The sequence below is a fragment of the Vibrio litoralis DSM 17657 genome (genome assembly GCF_000426765.1).
Classification (GTDB): Bacteria; Pseudomonadota; Gammaproteobacteria; order Enterobacterales; family Vibrionaceae; genus Vibrio; species Vibrio litoralis.
The window spans coordinates 113590-130087 of the sequence record NZ_AUFZ01000018.1; the positions used below are offsets into that span (position 1 = coordinate 113590).

13 protein-coding genes are annotated in these 16498 nt (G+C 40.8%); 9 read left to right on the top strand and 4 right to left on the bottom strand.

Going from position 1 to position 16498, the window contains the following annotated elements; all coding sequences use genetic code 11:
• The first annotated feature begins 40 nt into the window (after nucleotides 1–40).
• The 8 genes from K358_RS0107735 to emrD all read left to right on the top strand — a co-directional run bounded on the left by K358_RS0107735 (nucleotide 41) and on the right by emrD (nucleotide 11750).
• Nucleotides 41–1960, top strand: a complete 1920-nt coding sequence (locus K358_RS0107735) for a beta-N-acetylhexosaminidase (protein ID WP_027696287.1) — start codon at nucleotides 41–43, stop codon at nucleotides 1958–1960.
• A 51-nt stretch (nucleotides 1961–2011) separates the two neighbouring features.
• Entirely contained in the window at nucleotides 2012–4417 is a 2406-nt protein-coding gene (locus tag K358_RS0107740; RefSeq protein ID WP_027696288.1) for a glycoside hydrolase family 94 protein, read from the top strand.
• 148 nt (nucleotides 4418–4565) lie between these two features.
• A complete protein-coding gene (locus K358_RS0107745) occupies nucleotides 4566–5978 on the top strand; it encodes a phosphoglucomutase/phosphomannomutase family protein (RefSeq protein ID WP_027696289.1) in 1413 nt (470 codons plus the stop codon).
• Nucleotides 5979–6801: 823 nt separating this feature from the next.
• Nucleotides 6802–7608 (top strand): hypothetical protein, encoded by an 807-nt coding sequence (locus K358_RS0107750; RefSeq protein ID WP_027696290.1) that lies wholly within the window; start codon nucleotides 6802–6804, stop codon nucleotides 7606–7608.
• 276 nt (nucleotides 7609–7884) lie between these two features.
• On the top strand, nucleotides 7885–8808 hold the full coding sequence (locus tag K358_RS19575) for an RHS repeat domain-containing protein (protein WP_027696291.1): 924 nt from the start codon (nucleotides 7885–7887) through the stop codon (nucleotides 8806–8808).
• A gap of 18 nt (nucleotides 8809–8826) precedes the next feature.
• Entirely contained in the window at nucleotides 8827–8967 is a 141-nt protein-coding gene (locus tag K358_RS19225; RefSeq protein WP_156888702.1) for a hypothetical protein, read from the top strand.
• Between the two features lie 348 nt (nucleotides 8968–9315).
• Nucleotides 9316–9612 carry a hypothetical protein gene (locus K358_RS0107760; RefSeq protein WP_027696292.1) on the top strand — a complete coding sequence of 99 codons (297 nt, stop codon included), beginning with the start codon at nucleotides 9316–9318 and terminating at the stop codon, nucleotides 9610–9612.
• A gap of 932 nt (nucleotides 9613–10544) precedes the next feature.
• Nucleotides 10545–11750: a multidrug efflux MFS transporter EmrD gene (emrD, locus tag K358_RS0107770; protein WP_027696294.1), complete on the top strand. Its 1206-nt coding sequence runs from the start codon at nucleotides 10545–10547 to the stop codon at nucleotides 11748–11750.
• Nucleotides 11751–11915: 165 nt separating this feature from the next.
• On the opposite strand, the gene K358_RS0107775 is transcribed toward emrD, so the two are convergent.
• Nucleotides 11916–12254, bottom strand: a complete 339-nt coding sequence (locus tag K358_RS0107775; protein ID WP_027696295.1) for a HopJ type III effector protein — start codon at nucleotides 12252–12254, stop codon at nucleotides 11916–11918.
• A 49-nt stretch (nucleotides 12255–12303) separates the two neighbouring features.
• Between K358_RS0107775 and K358_RS19230 the strand changes: the two genes are divergently transcribed.
• Complete coding sequence (locus tag K358_RS19230; RefSeq protein ID WP_156888703.1) at nucleotides 12304–12450, top strand: hypothetical protein; 147 nt, start codon at nucleotides 12304–12306, stop codon at nucleotides 12448–12450.
• A 103-nt stretch (nucleotides 12451–12553) separates the two neighbouring features.
• Here the strand turns inward: K358_RS19230 and K358_RS0107780 are convergent, their stop codons facing one another.
• From K358_RS0107780 to K358_RS0107790, 3 genes are all read right to left on the bottom strand, one after another.
• Nucleotides 12554–13636, bottom strand: coding sequence for an ABC transporter ATP-binding protein (locus tag K358_RS0107780; protein ID WP_027696296.1), 1083 nt, complete (start codon nucleotides 13634–13636; stop codon nucleotides 12554–12556).
• Between the two features lies 1 nt (nucleotide 13637).
• On the bottom strand, nucleotides 13638–15281 hold the full coding sequence (locus tag K358_RS0107785; protein WP_027696297.1) for an ABC transporter permease: 1644 nt from the start codon (nucleotides 15279–15281) through the stop codon (nucleotides 13638–13640).
• Nucleotides 15282–15366: 85 nt separating this feature from the next.
• Nucleotides 15367–16380 (bottom strand): Fe(3+) ABC transporter substrate-binding protein, encoded by a 1014-nt coding sequence (locus K358_RS0107790; RefSeq protein WP_027696298.1) that lies wholly within the window; start codon nucleotides 16378–16380, stop codon nucleotides 15367–15369.
• Nucleotides 16381–16498: the final 118 nt, after the last annotated feature.

The following is a 16498-nucleotide window of genomic DNA, read 5'->3' on the forward strand; positions in this document are numbered from 1 at the left end:
AAATAAAATGACAATAGATTACGCCTCAAAAGGTGAGAAAATGGATTATCGAATTGACCTTGCTGTTCTTGAAGAACAAGAAAATTACGCACGCTTCGGCTTAACACTGCATAACCTTAGTGATCATGATCTACATGACTGGGCATTAAATGTCAGCTTTCGCCGTTATATTCAACCGGCTAGCTTAACGCAAGGTAGCATCACTCAAACTGGTAGCTTTTGCCGCTTTGTGCCAAACCAACATCATACCTTAGCCGCCAATGCGCATTTTTATGTGGAATTTGGTTGCCATACCACCCCATTTCAATTGCTCGATGATGGTTTTGATGATGCAGTTATCCAAACCAATATTTCAAATAAACCGCAATCTTTGGCGGTAGCAGTCACTCCTGTCGCCTTAAAATCAGCCAGCAAACAGCGAACGTCACTGCCAACAATTGCCGCCAACTATCAAGGTATCATTCCTCTGCCACAAAGCTTAAAGCCAATGGATGGTGAGTTTGATTTAAGCCAAAGCTTGGTCTTTCAATCACACACCAATCAAGCAAAAAGTGCCTTAACATGGCTTGCGGGAGAGCTGAGCCAAATTTTAGATTCCACCATCAAGATGAGCAGCCAAGGTAACTTATGCTTGGTGGTGTCGCCTAATTTAACGGATGGCGAATACAAGTTAGAAATTCAACCAAAGCAAATTATTTTGGAAGCCAATTCATCCAGTGGATTTATGCATGGCTGTGCTTCACTTTGGCAATGGGTAAGCCATCAAGTTCATAATAATCAACCATCATTACCTTGCGTATTAATTGAAGATAAACCTCGATTTTCTCACCGCGGTATGATGCTTGATTGTGCTCGTCACTTTCATGGTGTCGATACGGTTAAACGCCTAATCAACCAATTAGCGCAATTAAAATTCAACGTTTTTCATTGGCATTTAACCGATGATGAAGGTTGGCGAATCGAAATTAAAGCCTTTCCACAATTAACCGAAATTGGTGCATGGCGAGGTATTGATACCCCAATGGAACCTCAATATTCCAATTTGGCAGGCAAACATGGTGGATTTTATTCTCAACAAGAGATCCGTGAGATAGTTCAATACGCAGCCGAGCGTAACATTATTGTGATCCCTGAAATTGATATTCCGGGCCACTGTCGAGCGGCAATTAAATCGTTACCTGAACTGTTAGTTGATCCGGATGATCAATCTCAATATCGCAGTATTCAATACTATACCGACAATATTCTCTCCCCGGCGCTTGAAGGCACTTACACCTTTATCGACACCGTACTAGAAGAAGTCGCCCAACTATTCCCTGCGCCTTTAGTTCATATTGGTGCCGATGAAGTGCCGGAAGGTGTTTGGACTGAAAGCCCTAAATGCCAAGCGTTAATGCAACAGCATGGATACTCCAATTCTAAAGATCTACAAGGCCATTTATTGCGCCACGCAGAAGATAAACTGCAATCGCTAGGCAAGCGCATGATTGGTTGGGAAGAAGTACAACACGGCGATAAAGTCAGCAAAAACACCATTGTTTGCTCATGGCAAAGTGAACAAGCGGCGGTTGAATGTGCTGGCACCGGCTTTGATGTGATCTTACAACCAGCGCAGTTTACCTACCTCGATATCGTTCAAGACTATAACTGCGAAGAACTCGGGGTTAACTGGGCTGGCGTCACCCCTTTAGAAAAATCTTATAGCTACGAACCTTTATCAGAATTAGCTGAGGACGATCCTCGTCGTCAACATATCTTTGGAATTCAATGCGGCCTTTGGTGCGAAATCGTCGACAGCCAAGATCGCATTGATCACATGCTTTTCCCTCGCCTGCTTGCTTTATCAGAGGCGTGTTGGACAAACAAGAAACACCGCAACTGGGAAGATTTTTTAGCGCGTCTCAATGGGCACTTACCCACTTTGACACACCAAGGTATTCATTTTCGCCCTTGGCAATAAAACGCACGAAACATCATTTCCAAGGTTTATTTTTTAAGTAAGGACTACATTATGAAATACGGTTTTTTCGATAACGACAGTCGTGAATATGTCATCACTCGCCCTGACGTACCTGCGCCATGGACCAACTACCTAGGAACCGAAAAGTTCTGTACGGTGATCTCTCACAATGCTGGTGGCTACTCTTTTTATAACTCACCAGAATATAACCGTGTGACCAAATTCCGTCCTAATGCCAGCTTTGATCGCCCAGGGCACTACGTTTATTTACGTGATGATGAAACCGGTGATTACTGGTCAATTTCATGGCAGCCAGTGGCAAAGAGCCTAGATGAAGCCAACTACGAAGTTCGCCACGGCTTGTCTTACTCAAAATTCAAGTGTGAATACAACGGCATCACCGCCACTAAAACTCTGTTTATTCCGAAAGGAGAAGATGCGGAAGTGTGGGATGTCGTGATTAAAAACACTTCAGATAAACCTCGTACCATCAGTGCTTTCTCGTTTGTTGAATTCTCATTTAGCCATATTCAATCAGATAATCAGAACCACCAAATGTCTTTGTATTCAGCTGGCACCGCTTACCGTGAAGGCGTGATCGAATATGATCTTTACTACAACACCAATGACTTTGAAGGCTTCTACTACCTAGCCTCTACTTTTGATCCAGATTCTTACGACGGCCAACGCGATAGCTTCTTAGGCTTATACCGCGATGAAGCGAATCCAATCGCGGTTGAACAAGGTAAATGCTCTAACTCTGCGCAAACTTGTTATAACCATTGTGGCTCTCTACATAAGCAATTTGTAATCCAGCCAGGTGAAGAAGTGCGTTTTGCTTTCATCCTAGGTATTGGTAAAGATAATGGCGAAAAACTGCGTACTAAATACCAAGATCTCGCTAACGTTGATGCCGCATTCGCGGGCATTAAAGCGCATTGGGATGAACGTTGTGCCAAGTTCCAGGTAAAATCACCTAATGAAGGCTTAGATACCATGATCAACGCATGGACTCTTTACCAAGCTGAAACCTGTGTGGTGTGGTCGCGCTTTGCTTCCTTTATCGAAGTCGGTGGCCGTACCGGTCTTGGTTACCGTGATACTGCGCAAGATGCGATTTCTGTGCCTCACTCTAACCCAGCAATGACTCGTAAGCGCTTAGTCGATCTACTCCGTGGCCAAGTCAAAGCCGGTTATGGTCTGCACCTGTTTGATCCTGACTGGTTTGATCCTGAAAAAGCTGACGTTAAACCATCAAAATCACCAACTGTTGTCCCAACGCCAAGTGATGAAGATAAGATCCACGGCATTGAAGATACCTGTTCAGACGATCACTTATGGCTCGTCCCAACTATTTGTAAATATGTCATGGAGACTGGTGAAGAGTCGTTCTTTGATGAGCAAATTCCTTACGCCGATGGCGGCAATGCTTCTGTGTATGATCACATGAAAGCGGCGCTCGATTTCTCCGCAGAATACGTCGGTAATACCGGTATTTGTAAAGGCTTGCGTGCTGACTGGAATGACTGCTTAAACCTAGGTGGTGGTGAGTCATCAATGGTGTCTTTCTTGCACTACTGGGCGCTACAAGAATTTATCGACCTAGCTAAATACCTTGGCAAAATGGAAGATGTCGACAAGTACACCACTATGGCGGAAGGCGTTCGTCAGGCGTGTGAAACTCACCTATGGGATGAAGAAGGCGGCTGGTATATCCGTGGTCTGACCAAAGATGGCGACAAGATCGGTACAGCCCAACAAACCGAAGGTAAGATCCATCTTGAATCCAATACCTTAGCGGTATTGTCTGGCGCAGTATCACAAGAACGTGGCGAAATTGCCATGAACTCAGTTGATGAGCATTTGTATTCTCCGTATGGCCTACACCTCAATTCACCTTCATTCGCAACGCCGAACGATGATATCGGTTTTGTGACTCGAGTTTATCAAGGGGTAAAAGAAAACGGTGCAATTTTCTCGCATCCAAACCCTTGGGCATGGGTAGCAGAAGCCAAATTGGGCCGTGGTGATAAAGCGATGAAATTCTATGATGCGCTAAACCCATACAATCAAAACGACATGATTGAAAAGCGCATTGCTGAACCTTACTCCTACGTGCAATTTGTGATGGGCCGCGATCACCAAGATCACGGCCGTGCCAACCACCCATGGTTAACCGGTACTTCAGGTTGGGCTTACTTTGCGGTCACCAACTTTATCCTTGGCGTACGTCTAGGCTTTGATGGTTTAAATATTGATCCTTGTATTCCAACCAACTGGCCGGGCTTTGAAGTCACTCGTCAATGGCGTGATGCGACTTTCAACATCAAGGTAGAAAACCCAAATAACGTTAGCAAAGGCGTCAAATCTATCACGCTAAATGGCTCAACAATTGACGGTGCAATTCCTGCTCAAGCAGCGGGTAGTGTAAATGAAGTTGTGGTGGTGATGGGATAGTCGGGTCTCGGGTCTCGGGTCTCGGGTCTCGGGTCTCGGGTCTCGGGTCTCGAAGAAAACTTAAAAGAATGGAATTTTCAAAGCAAAATTAGTCGAGCCACGAGAAACGAGTATCCGTTCTTTTCGGCTCTTTTATAAGGACATCAAAATGATTCAATTTGGAACCGGCGGTTGGCGCGCCTTTATAGGTGAGGAATTCACCCAAGCCAACGTGCGACTGGTTGCTCAGGCTGTCGCTAATATCATGCAAAAAGAAAGTGTCGTTGATAATGGCTTCGTGATTGGTTATGACCGCCGCTTTTTATCAGATAAAGCGGCCCTTTGGTTTGCTGAAGTTCTAGCCGCTAATGGCATTACGGTTAGCTTTATCAATCGCTTTGTACCCACGCCAATCGTGATGTTTCAAAGCAACAAAATGGGTTGTACTTATTCAGCTTGTATTACCGCCTCGCATAACCCTGCCGACTACAACGGCATCAAGGTATTTATTGAAGGTGGCCGTGATGCGGATGAAGTGATCACACAGAAAATCGAAGCGCAAATTGCGGTACTCAATGATAGCGATGTCAAAAGAGTCGATTTTGAAGACGCGCTTGAATCAGGCCGAATTGCAATCATCAACCCAATGAACGATTTTGTCGATTCGGTGATCAACTTTATTGATATTGAAGCGATCAAAAAAGCCAATTTACGCGTACTGATCGATCCTATGTTTGGGGTGGCGAAGAATGCCCTGCAAACCGTATTGATTAATGGCCGCTGTGATGTGGACGTGATCAACGATGGTGAAAACCCATCCTTTGGTGGTCTAATGCCTTCCCCTAGTGCAGCAACATTATATCGCCTTAAGCACCTAGTGGCAGCAGAAGGTTACGACATCGGCATTGGTACTGATGGTGATGCGGATCGCCTAGGTATTATTGATGAGAAAGGTAACTTCATTCACCCAAATGAAGTCTTGATGCTGTTGTACTACTACCTACTGGAATACAAAGGCTGGAAAGGCTCGGTAGTACGTAACATTGCTACCACTCACCTACTCGATAAAATCGCTGCCGATCACGGCGAAAAGAGCTTTGAGGTACCCGTAGGCTTTAAACACATTAGTAGCCAAATGGAAGCTGATGATTCCTTGATTGGTGGTGAAAGCTCGGGCGGTTTAACCATTCGTGGACACATCAAAGGTAAAGATGGCGTATTTGCCTCAAGCTTATTAGTTGAACTAATCAGTGTTACCGGCAAGAAGTTGTCTGAAATGCTGGATGAAATCTATGCTCGCTATGGTTATGCCTACACCGCTGAAGGTGACTGCACATTCAAACCCGCGCAAAAAGAAGTGCTGTACAACAAAATCTACGTTGAAAAGTTACTGCCAGAGTTTGAGTACGAAGTCGAAAAAGTCAGCTATGACGATGGCGCAAAAGTCTACTTTAAAAATGGTGGCTGGGTGATCGCCCGCTTCTCAGGTACAGAGCCACTACTGCGTATTTTCTCGGAAATGGAAGATAAACAAACCGCGGAAAGTGTTGTTGCTCAAATGAAATCGTTTTTGGCGTTATAGATAAAATTCCCTTTTCTAATTATTAATTACAAACACTCTTAGACCATGGTGATATCCGTGGTCTTTTTTATTATATATCCTCCAATCAGTTCCCTCTGCTCCTTTTGAAAATCAAATGAAAATCATAAATTATTGATATATAAGTTATATATGCATAAGAAACTTATTGATTTTTTTATTAAAATTAAATATATATAAATTAAACACATTCACGCCAACCATTCACCTCTTAACTGTGGAGGGCGGTAGCATTCCTGCCTAAAGATATAAAAATGGTTAATAAGGTTATAGGTCTTAAAACACTCCAAATAGGCACGTTTGAAACCATGTTGGAAATGCCAAAACACTATAGTTAATATCTAAAGATGTACATAATGCTGCTTGTCATACTTGGGGCGATAAATTTTCGGAATCAATAGAGTTAGTGAATTATTTATAACACTATATTATTTAATTCATCAAACAACATCAGAGCCACTACAATATTATTAACATTTATACTTTAGATACTCACACCTATAATTATAGGAAAAGATCGAAAAAATCAGCATTCTAGGAAAAGTAAACATACTTACAATCATAACATCACCAGTATTAACACTATATAACATTCAATCGCATATAAAATAATATAAAAACGAACCATTCAATTCAAAGATGGAGAAATTTACACAAAAGCTCAGAGAATCGATTCAGGGCTAAGAGTGACACATTTTTTAAGACTAACGTAAAGAGTTATAAAACTAATACAAGAGATTTTAAAAGAAGAAACAAAGAGCCAACAATATCTTCACAAATACATTATAAATTTTAAGAGAAAAACATGAATAAGTTTATTTTAGCTATATTACTCATATCCTTCAACACTTACTCAAAAAGTGAATACAATATAGTGGTTCAACCTTACTTAGAATCAAAATTAAGCTGCGATGACATTAAAAATAAAATAAACTTATGTTTTATAGAAGCAAAAGAGCATTACGACTTCAAAAGTTTCATATTTACGTTCAAACTTGAATTAAAAATCAAAGAAAACGAATTAGAAAAAACCCTTCAAGCTGTCGCTGATCAAATATCATTAACTTTAAACCCATTAACAGCAGAGTTTTATAAAGAAAAGTCATTATTAACAACCAATTTAAAATCAAAAAAATTTAAACCAGAAGATGTCATCGTGGAATTAAAAGTAAAAAACAACAATAAGAATTACACTGCATATATGTACCCCAAAAAAAATAAAAATGGAAATATATCATTAATTAGTAAATTTTTTACAGGTAAACATGATGTATTCGAAAAATTAAAATTCAATTGCAAATTAGTAAAATCAACACCTCTTTCTGATGAAGAGTCTATTGATGATGCTTGTAAGCCATACAACTCAAACATTAACAATAAAAATGAAGAAAAAATGAATAGATTAAAAATTTCAATCTTATTAATCCTCATACCCATATTATCCAAAATGGCTCTGGCTGACTGCTCAGAAATAAGCTGTAATGGTATAGGAGAACAAGTTGTAAAATCAGTCTATGTAACAAATAAACCCGCTGGCGTAGCTTATCTTCAGGCACAGATAGGAAAGGAAAAACTAAAATGCAACCTTGTTGAAGGCAATTTAATGACTTAAAAAAATCACACCCCCTATTTAAAGAAACCTACTCACTCATACTCACGGCACTTTCATTCAATAAGTACTTTTACGTGAGAATTGCTGAAAACTCAGATGTATGTGAAGTGTTAAGAACGAGTCAAAAACACACTCACGGGTGAGGTTCAAAACCAGCACTTTGTATTTGCAGACGGCAAGTTCATTGCTTTAAACACTCAAACCCAAGATGCGGATAATAAACTCAAAGACAAACAAGTCCGCTACCTACATTACGATGCCCTAAATTCGGTTGATATGATCACCGATGGCTACGGCCTGATCGTTGAACGCAGAAGTTACGATACATGGGGTAAACAGAGAAAAGTTATATGGAAAGACAATGATCCATTAACCGTCGCCCAAGAAGCCATAACAAACCGCGGTTACACTGGCCATGAAGAGATTAGTGAAATCGGCTTAATCCATATGAATGGCCGGGTTTATGACCAAGAATTAGCTCGATTTATTAGTCCCGATCCACATATTCAGTCACCATTTTTAACTAATAGTTTTAACCGCTATGCGTATGTTGTGAATAATCCACTGAAATATAATGATCCTACAGGTTTTTTATTTACAAGCGGTGGGATGGATGTTGGAGGAGGGAGGGATCCTTTAGGTCGAGGTGAGCACGGGGGACCAGATAGAGCTCCTAACGATTCAAGACCACAAGGTCCGATAGGTAGTAATAAGCATGGTCCTGACCCAGACCATTATGGCGGAAGAACGGATAATGTAAAAGATACAGGGATAATAACAAATTCAGGAGCAATTATTAATTTAAAATATAATCCAGATGGTTCATTCAATTCTTCAGTAGTCGATAGAATATCGACAAATTGGAATTCTGGCTTCTTTTTTAATAATTCTTACTATAATACAGATCTAGATGATCAGTATAGGTCTGCTTATCTTCCCAATAAACCACCATTAGGTTTTTTCGGTGGTTTAAGCTGGGAGTCAATAGATCGCGCTATTTCCCCTCTAGCTCCATCGCAGGAAAAATTATCCGGTTATAGTGAAGCTTTGAATAATGCGTCTTTAATTTCTGGCGATCTTGCCTATGCTGCCCTAATGGTTGGCAACTTTCCAGCAGCGGCAGCATTATCAACTGTAAGCTTCTCAACAGGTATTGCTTCTTTGGGAGTAAACTTAGCCACTGGTGACTATGATTCATAAAAGAAAACTATAAGCTCCATGACTATTTCAGAAGCTATTGGATTTGGCCAGAACGCTTTGTCTAAATCCTTACCAGCAGTTGCTCGCCCAGCTTTTAATGCAATAACTGGTGGAGTGGAAAGAAGTATAACCCATAAATTTAACTCTGAAGATTTATAACATGAAAAGAAACCTCAATCCTCTTGCTCTAAAATATTACCTCGCAGTCCTGCTAACTTACTCAACAGGACTTTACTTAATAATATACGCCCAGGAAGTAAATAAAATTTATAGCATAATAATTATGTTATCTTCATTATTGTTAGCTGTATTAGATAACTTCATCATCCCTAAATTATACAAAGAAAAAAAACAATTATCACATTTATATCTGTAAACATAACTACCGTCACACTAGGTTATATATCTCCAACTTTAATGGTATTAATCAATGGGGTAATTTCACTTTACTGGGGAAACTATGCTTATAACTACCAAAATAAAAAATAAAAACAAAGGTATATCTTAATGAAAAAATGGACTTACGCATTATTATTCCACATCACTATCTTCACATCTAAAAATGTTTTAGCTGACTGCTCAGAAATAAGCTGTCATGGTATAGGAGAACAAGTTGTAAAATCAGTCTATATAACAAATAAACCCGATGGCGTAGCTTATCTTCAGGCACAGATAGGAAAGGAAAAACTAAAATGCAACCTTGTTGAAGAAAATTTCATGACTTTAAAAGATCACACCCCCTATTTAAAGAAACCTACTCACTCATACTCACGGCACTTTCATTCAATAAGTACTTTTACGTGAGAATTGCTGAAAACTCAGATGTATGTGAAGTGTTAAGAACGAGTCAAAAACACACTCACGGGTGAGGTTCAAAACCAGCACTTTGTCTTTGCAGACGGCAAGCTCATTGCTTTAAACACGCAAACCCAAGATGCGGATAATAAACTTAAAGACAAACAAACCCAGGAAGTTATCCGAATGAAGACTGACCCTCTAAACATAAAATACTATTTATTAATATTAATATTAATATCTTACACCACAGGAGTTTATTTAATAACAACACTAAAAAAAGAAAATATCATTTATGGCTCAATCATAACAGGATCGTGTATAATAAGTATATTCCTTGATTATATATTAAAAAGTAATTTATACAAAGAAAAGAAAACAATTTTAATATTCATCATCATAAACATCAACATCTTTACTTTAGGTCAAACATTCCCAGCCCCAATGTTTTTAATAAACTCGGCAATATCATTTTATTGGGGAAGCTATGCTTATAACTACCAACATAAACACAAAAAATAAGAATGTATCTTCATGAAAAAATGGACTTACGATTTATTATTCCACATCACTATCTTCACATCTAAATCAACTGTGCAATTTCAGTTATATAGCGATAAAATTTGGTACGCCTCTAAGGTATCCAAAATATGTAAAATTGATGCTATTTGGTTGAAATAGAACTTACATAGTATAAAAGTAAAAGTTCGCATCAAGAGCTGCGATCTTTTTTAATTCTCTCTTTTGGTCGTGCAGGGATGAATGTTCTCTATAGCAACCACCAACCCATTACAAAAACTAATCCATCACATTGATTTTCTTCTTGTGAAGATACTCACATTTTTATTGCTGAATAAATCATTAAGATCTAATATCCACGCCAAATTCAGGGTCAATCATTTACCCATTTCCCTTACTTAAATTTATCGTGGAGAAGATGCATGTCTGCGCCTTTTAGTTTAATCAAACTAACCTTCTTAATCGCCATTTTGGCGGCAGTTGGCCAAATGACGCAAACCATGTATGTACCATCAATGGGTTACATGGCACATGAATTTCATGTATCCGCAGCTTCAATGCAAGCGGTGATGGCCTGCTATTTAATTCCTTATGGATTATCGCAATTTATTTATGGCCCATTATCGGATCGCTTAGGCCGTCGCCCTATTATTTTGGCTGGTTTAGCTATTTATATTGTTGGTTCACTCATTGCGCTTTTTTCTCATAACTTTAGCTTATTCTTAGTGGCAAGTTTTATCCAAGGTATTGGCATTGGTTGTGGTGGCGCGATGGCAAGAACATTAAGTCGCGATTGCTTTTCCGGGCAAGACTTGCATAAGGTCAATAGCTTGATCAGCATGTGCCTGATGTTTTCACCACTAGTGGCTCCATTATTGGGTGGCTACTTAACAGAAGCGTTTAATTGGCGCAGCAGCTACTTGTTTCTGGCTCTATTTAGCATTGGCGTGACCATTATTATGTTCACCCATATGACGGAAACATTGCCGAAGGAATCACGTCGCTATGACTCAGTGGCAACTAGCTACCGTTACGTAATGAGCAATCGTCAATTCCAAGGTTACTTATTATGCTTAGTCGCTACTTTTGCTGGCGTAGCATTATTTGAAGCCGCGGCAGGGGTACTACTTGGTGGTAAGCTCAAAATGGCAGCGACCACGGTAAGTTTGTTATTTATTGTACCAATTCCCGGCTACTTGCTAGGAGCGGCAATGTCGAGCTGGATTGCGGCGCGTCACTCAGAAAAGCGCGCGCTGAACTTCGGCTTGGTCGCGATTGCGATTGGCTCATTGGTGATATTTATTCCGGGAGTATTTGGTTTCACCAACGCGGTAAGTTTAGTCGGTGGCGCAACCATCTACTTCTTAGGCGCTGGTGTGTTATTTCCAGCGGCGACGACAGGTGCTATCTCACCGTTTCCTCATCATGCAGGAACGGCAGGAGCATTATTAGGTGGCATACAGAACTTTGGCGCGGGAATGGCAACCCTATTGGCAGCGATGATGCCAGCACAAAACCAGCTTCCACTAGGGGCGTTAATGCTTGCGATGTCACTACTAGCAGTCATCGGCCTACATAGAGTCAATAAAACACCGATGCCGCCAGATGTATTGAGTAGCACGCTGTAATAATACCAATCGCACTAATTATATGATCACTCTTGCTTGTTAAAAGCCTCGATAACTGCGTTATAAATTTTGATTGTAGAGCGACTACTTATCGAAATTTATGCCTTGTTCTCAAGGCTTTTTTCTTCGCAATTTTTGTTCACCTAATTAATTTGATTGGTATAATTAATTCAGCGCTGGCGATGAGAATTTTATGCCATCCCAACCATGCTCAATAAAATTACGAATATTTTGATGATCATCGTTTTCTGGATGCTGTAATACATCTTCACGGTAGAACTTACCAAAACAAGCCAAGGTTTGCGCTTGAGTTAAATTATGCATTTGAGCGAAGGCAAAGATCTTACAAGAGCCATTGTTTTGCCCTGCTTCATTTTCGACTTCACCATTGGTAAATGTGCTTGGAGTAAAGCTATAGTTCGCATCAATCGTAGCGATGGTCTGCTCAAATTCTACCGATAGCGGTTCAGTGGTGACTTGATGCAAAAATTCCGTTAATTCCATAATCATCTTCTCCTTAAATCTAAATAGTGTATACCCAAGTGACTTCAAGATGCAGAATTCAGAGCTATCATCCAGACCTTTAGGCAAGGAAGATTGGCGAAGGAATGTAGGTACCTTTCAAACCAATCTGACACTGCATAAAGGTTTGGATGAAGCTCCCGAAGGGCAAGTTAAAACAAGCTTTATGCTGCGTTAAATTGAACAGAGATAGAATAACTATGATCATGTTCAATTTGTCTTGCCTAAAGCTTGTTTTATTCTTGCTGAAACTCGCATCTTGAAGTTACTTGGGTATAAAACTAGAATACCAAAGCACCATCACAATCGACAGTCACTGACACATTCTGCCCAACTTCAAGTAAATGATGTGATTGACCGAGTAATTGCACGCCTTGCACATCCACCACATAACGACAATGATCGCCCATGAATTGCTGTTCAATCACTCGATTTTCGCTGCTCTCATCTAATTGCAATAATACTTGCTGCGGCCTTAATAAAATTTCACAACCTTGCCCTACCGCTATCGAATCAACACTGACTACTTGTAATTCGCCAAGTACGGTATCAAATCGGCTCGGTGCGAGTTTTTGTGCGGGGAGATAACAACCGCCGCCTAAAAAGTTCGCCACAAACTTGCTCGAAGGTTGGTAATACAATTGAGCTGCACTACCGAACTGTTCTATAACCCCATTGTTCATGACAGCCATTTTATCGGAGAAGGCAAAAGCTTCTTCACGGGAGTGAGTAACAAAAATCGCCGTCACCCCTTGTTGCTTAAAGATACGGCGAATATCGCGAATTAACTCATGACGTACTTGAGTATCGATATTCGAGAAGGGTTCATCTAGCAATAATAAATCTGGCTGACACGCCAAGGAGCGCGCAATCGCCACTCGTTGCTGTTGCCCACCCGATAACTGATGAGGATATCGCTCTGCTAAGCCGCTTAAGTGCACTAGGTTTAGCATGTTTTCAACCATCTCAGCCTGAGCAACTTTGCTTTGTTCTGATAAACCAAAGGCCACATTTTGCGCTACCGTCAGATGTGGGAATAACGCGTAATCTTGAAAGATCAGGCCAATATTACGCTGTTCAGGCGGTAACCAATGCTCACCATCATCGATAACCTTGCCATTTAAGGTCATTTCTCCTGATGCTAGCGGTAGCAAACCGGCAATAGCTTTTAATAACGTGGTTTTACCACAACCACTTGCGCCAAGTAAGCAGACAATCTCCCCTTGGTTCACCGCCAGATTCAGTTTCTCTAATACTGGCGTTGTAGCCTGATTCGATTGCACACTCGATGAATAACGACAGGTTAAATGTTGGATATTTAAAGCGGTCGCCGCTGACTCTAAAGGTTGAGAATTTTGCGTCATTTTAATGCACCTTTTCTAATGAGCGGTTAACTAAAATCAGTGGGATTAATCCAACCAAAACTAATAATATGGCGGGTAAAGCGGCTAGTTCTAATTGCTGATCAGAAACATAGTTATAAACGTAGGTCGCTAGAGTTTCAAAATTAAACGGTCGCAGCAAAATCGACGCGTTGAGCTCTTTCATAGATTCAATAAAAACTAACAAACCAGCAATCAACGCCCCTCGCATCACTAACGGAAGATGAACACGCTTGAGCATCTGGGTAGAGTTACACCCCATCGTGCGCGCTGCCATGTCCAAGTTTGGAGAGACTTTGGCTAAGCTACTTTCAACACTCCCCACCGCCACAGCTGCAAAACGTACTGTCAAAGCAAAAATCAAAGCAAACATAGTGCCGGAGAATATAAGACCCGGTCTTCCCCATTCCATCAGTTTGGCAAGGTCATTGACACTATGATCTAAGGTTAATACCGCCACCATTATGCCAATGGCTAACACGGTACCGGGAACGGCATAACCAAGAGCAGCAAGACGCATAGGCAGACTACTGCTCGTCGATACTCGCTCACCGCCTTGAGAGTTTAAGCGCTGATAGAAGTTAACGAATAAAGCGATCAAGACACAGACTAATGCGACACTCAGTGATACTTTCAAACTATTAAGTGAATAAGATTGGAATTCGAGCGTCCAGCTACTGCTGAAGTAATCCGCCGCATAACTGACCAGTTGAGCGATTGGTAAAACAAACCCAGCCAGCACTAGTCCCCAGCACCATACGAGCGCCAATAATTTTGTCCATCCTTGCAGCGAATAACGGTTATCTTCATGGCTAGAGAACTGAGCTTGAAAATGCTTTTGCTTACGTCGGCTATATCGCTCTGCGCTGAGTAATAGCACTACCACCAATAGCATAATCGCTGAAATTTTAGCGGCCGCCGTTAAGTTAGAATAGCCAAGCCAAGTATCATAAACCGCAGTAGTTAAGGTACTCACAGCAAAATAACTGACCGTACCAAAATCACCTATCGTTTCCATCGCCACCAAAGACAACCCTATCGCAATTGCTGGCCGAGCTAAAGGTAGAGAGACTCGGAAGAAACTTTGCCAAGGGGTACATTTTAATAGGCGTGCTGATTGTAATAACGAGCTGCTTTGCTCCATAAAAGCAGAGCGTGCGAGAAGATAAACATAAGGATAAAAAACCAAGGCAAGAATAGTCATCGCGCCAGGCAAGGTTCTTAAATCAGGAAACCAATATTGTTGCGGGGTAAGCTCAAAGGTATTTCTGAGCCAGATTTGAATTGGACCTGCAAAATCAAACCAATCGGTATAAATATAGCCCACAATATATCCAGGCATCGCCAATGGGAGCACTAACGCCCACTGCAATATTTTTTCACCGGGCAGTTTACACATCGCCATTAGCCAAGCACTTGGCAGGCCAAACACCAATGTCAGCAACATAGTGCCGATAACTAAAAGAAAGGTATTTAATGTATAGGTAGGTAGAACTGTCGCAAACAAGTGAGCAAACAATTCATCACTATCACCGATAGCGGTATAAAAGATGGCCAAGATCGGCAAAACCAGCAAGATAGCAGCGACCCAACTGGTTATTTTCCAAGATAAATACTTTTCTTTCATTATAATATTATGTACCAAACGACAAAAGGGAAGCCTGAGCCTCCCTATTTATTAGTCACTATTGAGTAACTCGATAACGCTAAATTTATAAATCAAATTTAACTTCATCAAGTAGCTTAACGGCTGCTTCATGATTCGCTGCGATATCATCTAAAGACAAGTCATCCGCTTTATAGTCACCCCAAGATGCCACTAATTCTGAAGCTTCAACACCCGGTTTAACTGGAGATTCAAAGTTGTCTTTAGCATACATTTTCTGTGCAGCATCGCCAGATAAGAACTCCATAAGTTTGAGCGCATTCTCTTTATTCGGCGCATATTTGGCCATCGCCATGCCACTGATGTTTACGTGTGTGCCAAAGGCTTCTTGACCTGGGAAGTTAATGTAAACCGCGTCAGCCCATGCTTTTTGTTTATCATCGCTCAGCATTTTACCTAAGTAGTAACTATTGCCGATAGAGTAATCACATAAGCCTTCTTTAATCGCTTGAACTTGTCCACGATCATTACCTTGAGGTTTACGTGCTAAGTTCGCTTTTACGCCTTCTAACCACTGTTTAGTTTCCGCTTCACCATGATGAGCGATCACCGCCGAAACTAAAGAGACATTGTAAGGGTGCTTACCTGAACGAGTACAAATCTTGCCTTTATATTCAGGTTTCGCTAAATCCATATAATCAAATGAAGCCGGTAGTTTACCTACGCGATCTTTTGATGAATAAACCGCACGAGCACGCGTTGTCACGCCAAACCACTCGCCTTCTTTATCACGATACTGAGATGGGATATTGCCATTAATTACATCACTATTTACGGCTTGAACAACATCTTTATTGCTCAGCTCAGCCAAGCGGCTAATATCGACTGTAAGTACTACGTCAGCCGGGCTGTATTCGCCCTCTTGAACTAGTTTTTCCGCCAAGCCATCTTTAGCAAATTTCACATTTACTTTAATGCCAGTTTCTTGAGTAAACTCTTTTAGCATAGGCTCAACAAGAAATGGTTGGCGATAAGAGTAAACATTCACTTCTTCAGCCGCCATCGCAATAGGGGCAAAAGTCGTTGCGGCAACCGCAGAGGCTAAAAATAGCTTTTTCATCAAACTCATCCTTCAATCAAATACAAACAATAACAATTATCAGTTGCGTTTATTGTATAGAGTGCAGCTTTTAACTCAACCTCTGCCAGCTCACAAAAAATAAAAAACCCCACTCAAA

What these genes read in the sequence shown, in the direction of transcription:
- K358_RS0107775 (WP_027696295.1), bottom strand. Translation starts at nt 12,254, where the DNA reads ATGGAATTAACGGAATTTTTGCATCAAGTCACCACTGAACCGCTATCG.
- K358_RS0107760 (WP_027696292.1), top strand. Translation starts at nt 9,316, where the DNA reads ATGAAAAAATGGACTTACGCATTATTATTCCACATCACTATCTTCACA.
- K358_RS0107780 (WP_027696296.1), bottom strand. Translation starts at nt 13,636, where the DNA reads ATGACGCAAAATTCTCAACCTTTAGAGTCAGCGGCGACCGCTTTAAAT.
- K358_RS0107785 (WP_027696297.1), bottom strand. Translation starts at nt 15,281, where the DNA reads ATGAAAGAAAAGTATTTATCTTGGAAAATAACCAGTTGGGTCGCTGCT.
- K358_RS19575 (WP_027696291.1), top strand. Translation starts at nt 7,885, where the DNA reads ATGATCACCGATGGCTACGGCCTGATCGTTGAACGCAGAAGTTACGAT.
- K358_RS19230 (WP_156888703.1), top strand. Translation starts at nt 12,304, where the DNA reads ATGCAGAATTCAGAGCTATCATCCAGACCTTTAGGCAAGGAAGATTGG.
- emrD (WP_027696294.1), top strand. Translation starts at nt 10,545, where the DNA reads ATGTCTGCGCCTTTTAGTTTAATCAAACTAACCTTCTTAATCGCCATT.
- K358_RS0107745 (WP_027696289.1), top strand. Translation starts at nt 4,566, where the DNA reads ATGATTCAATTTGGAACCGGCGGTTGGCGCGCCTTTATAGGTGAGGAA.
- K358_RS19225 (WP_156888702.1), top strand. Translation starts at nt 8,827, where the DNA reads ATGACTATTTCAGAAGCTATTGGATTTGGCCAGAACGCTTTGTCTAAA.
- K358_RS0107735 (WP_027696287.1), top strand. Translation starts at nt 41, where the DNA reads ATGGATTATCGAATTGACCTTGCTGTTCTTGAAGAACAAGAAAATTAC.
- K358_RS0107750 (WP_027696290.1), top strand. Translation starts at nt 6,802, where the DNA reads ATGAATAAGTTTATTTTAGCTATATTACTCATATCCTTCAACACTTAC.
- K358_RS0107790 (WP_027696298.1), bottom strand. Translation starts at nt 16,380, where the DNA reads ATGAAAAAGCTATTTTTAGCCTCTGCGGTTGCCGCAACGACTTTTGCC.
- K358_RS0107740 (WP_027696288.1), top strand. Translation starts at nt 2,012, where the DNA reads ATGAAATACGGTTTTTTCGATAACGACAGTCGTGAATATGTCATCACT.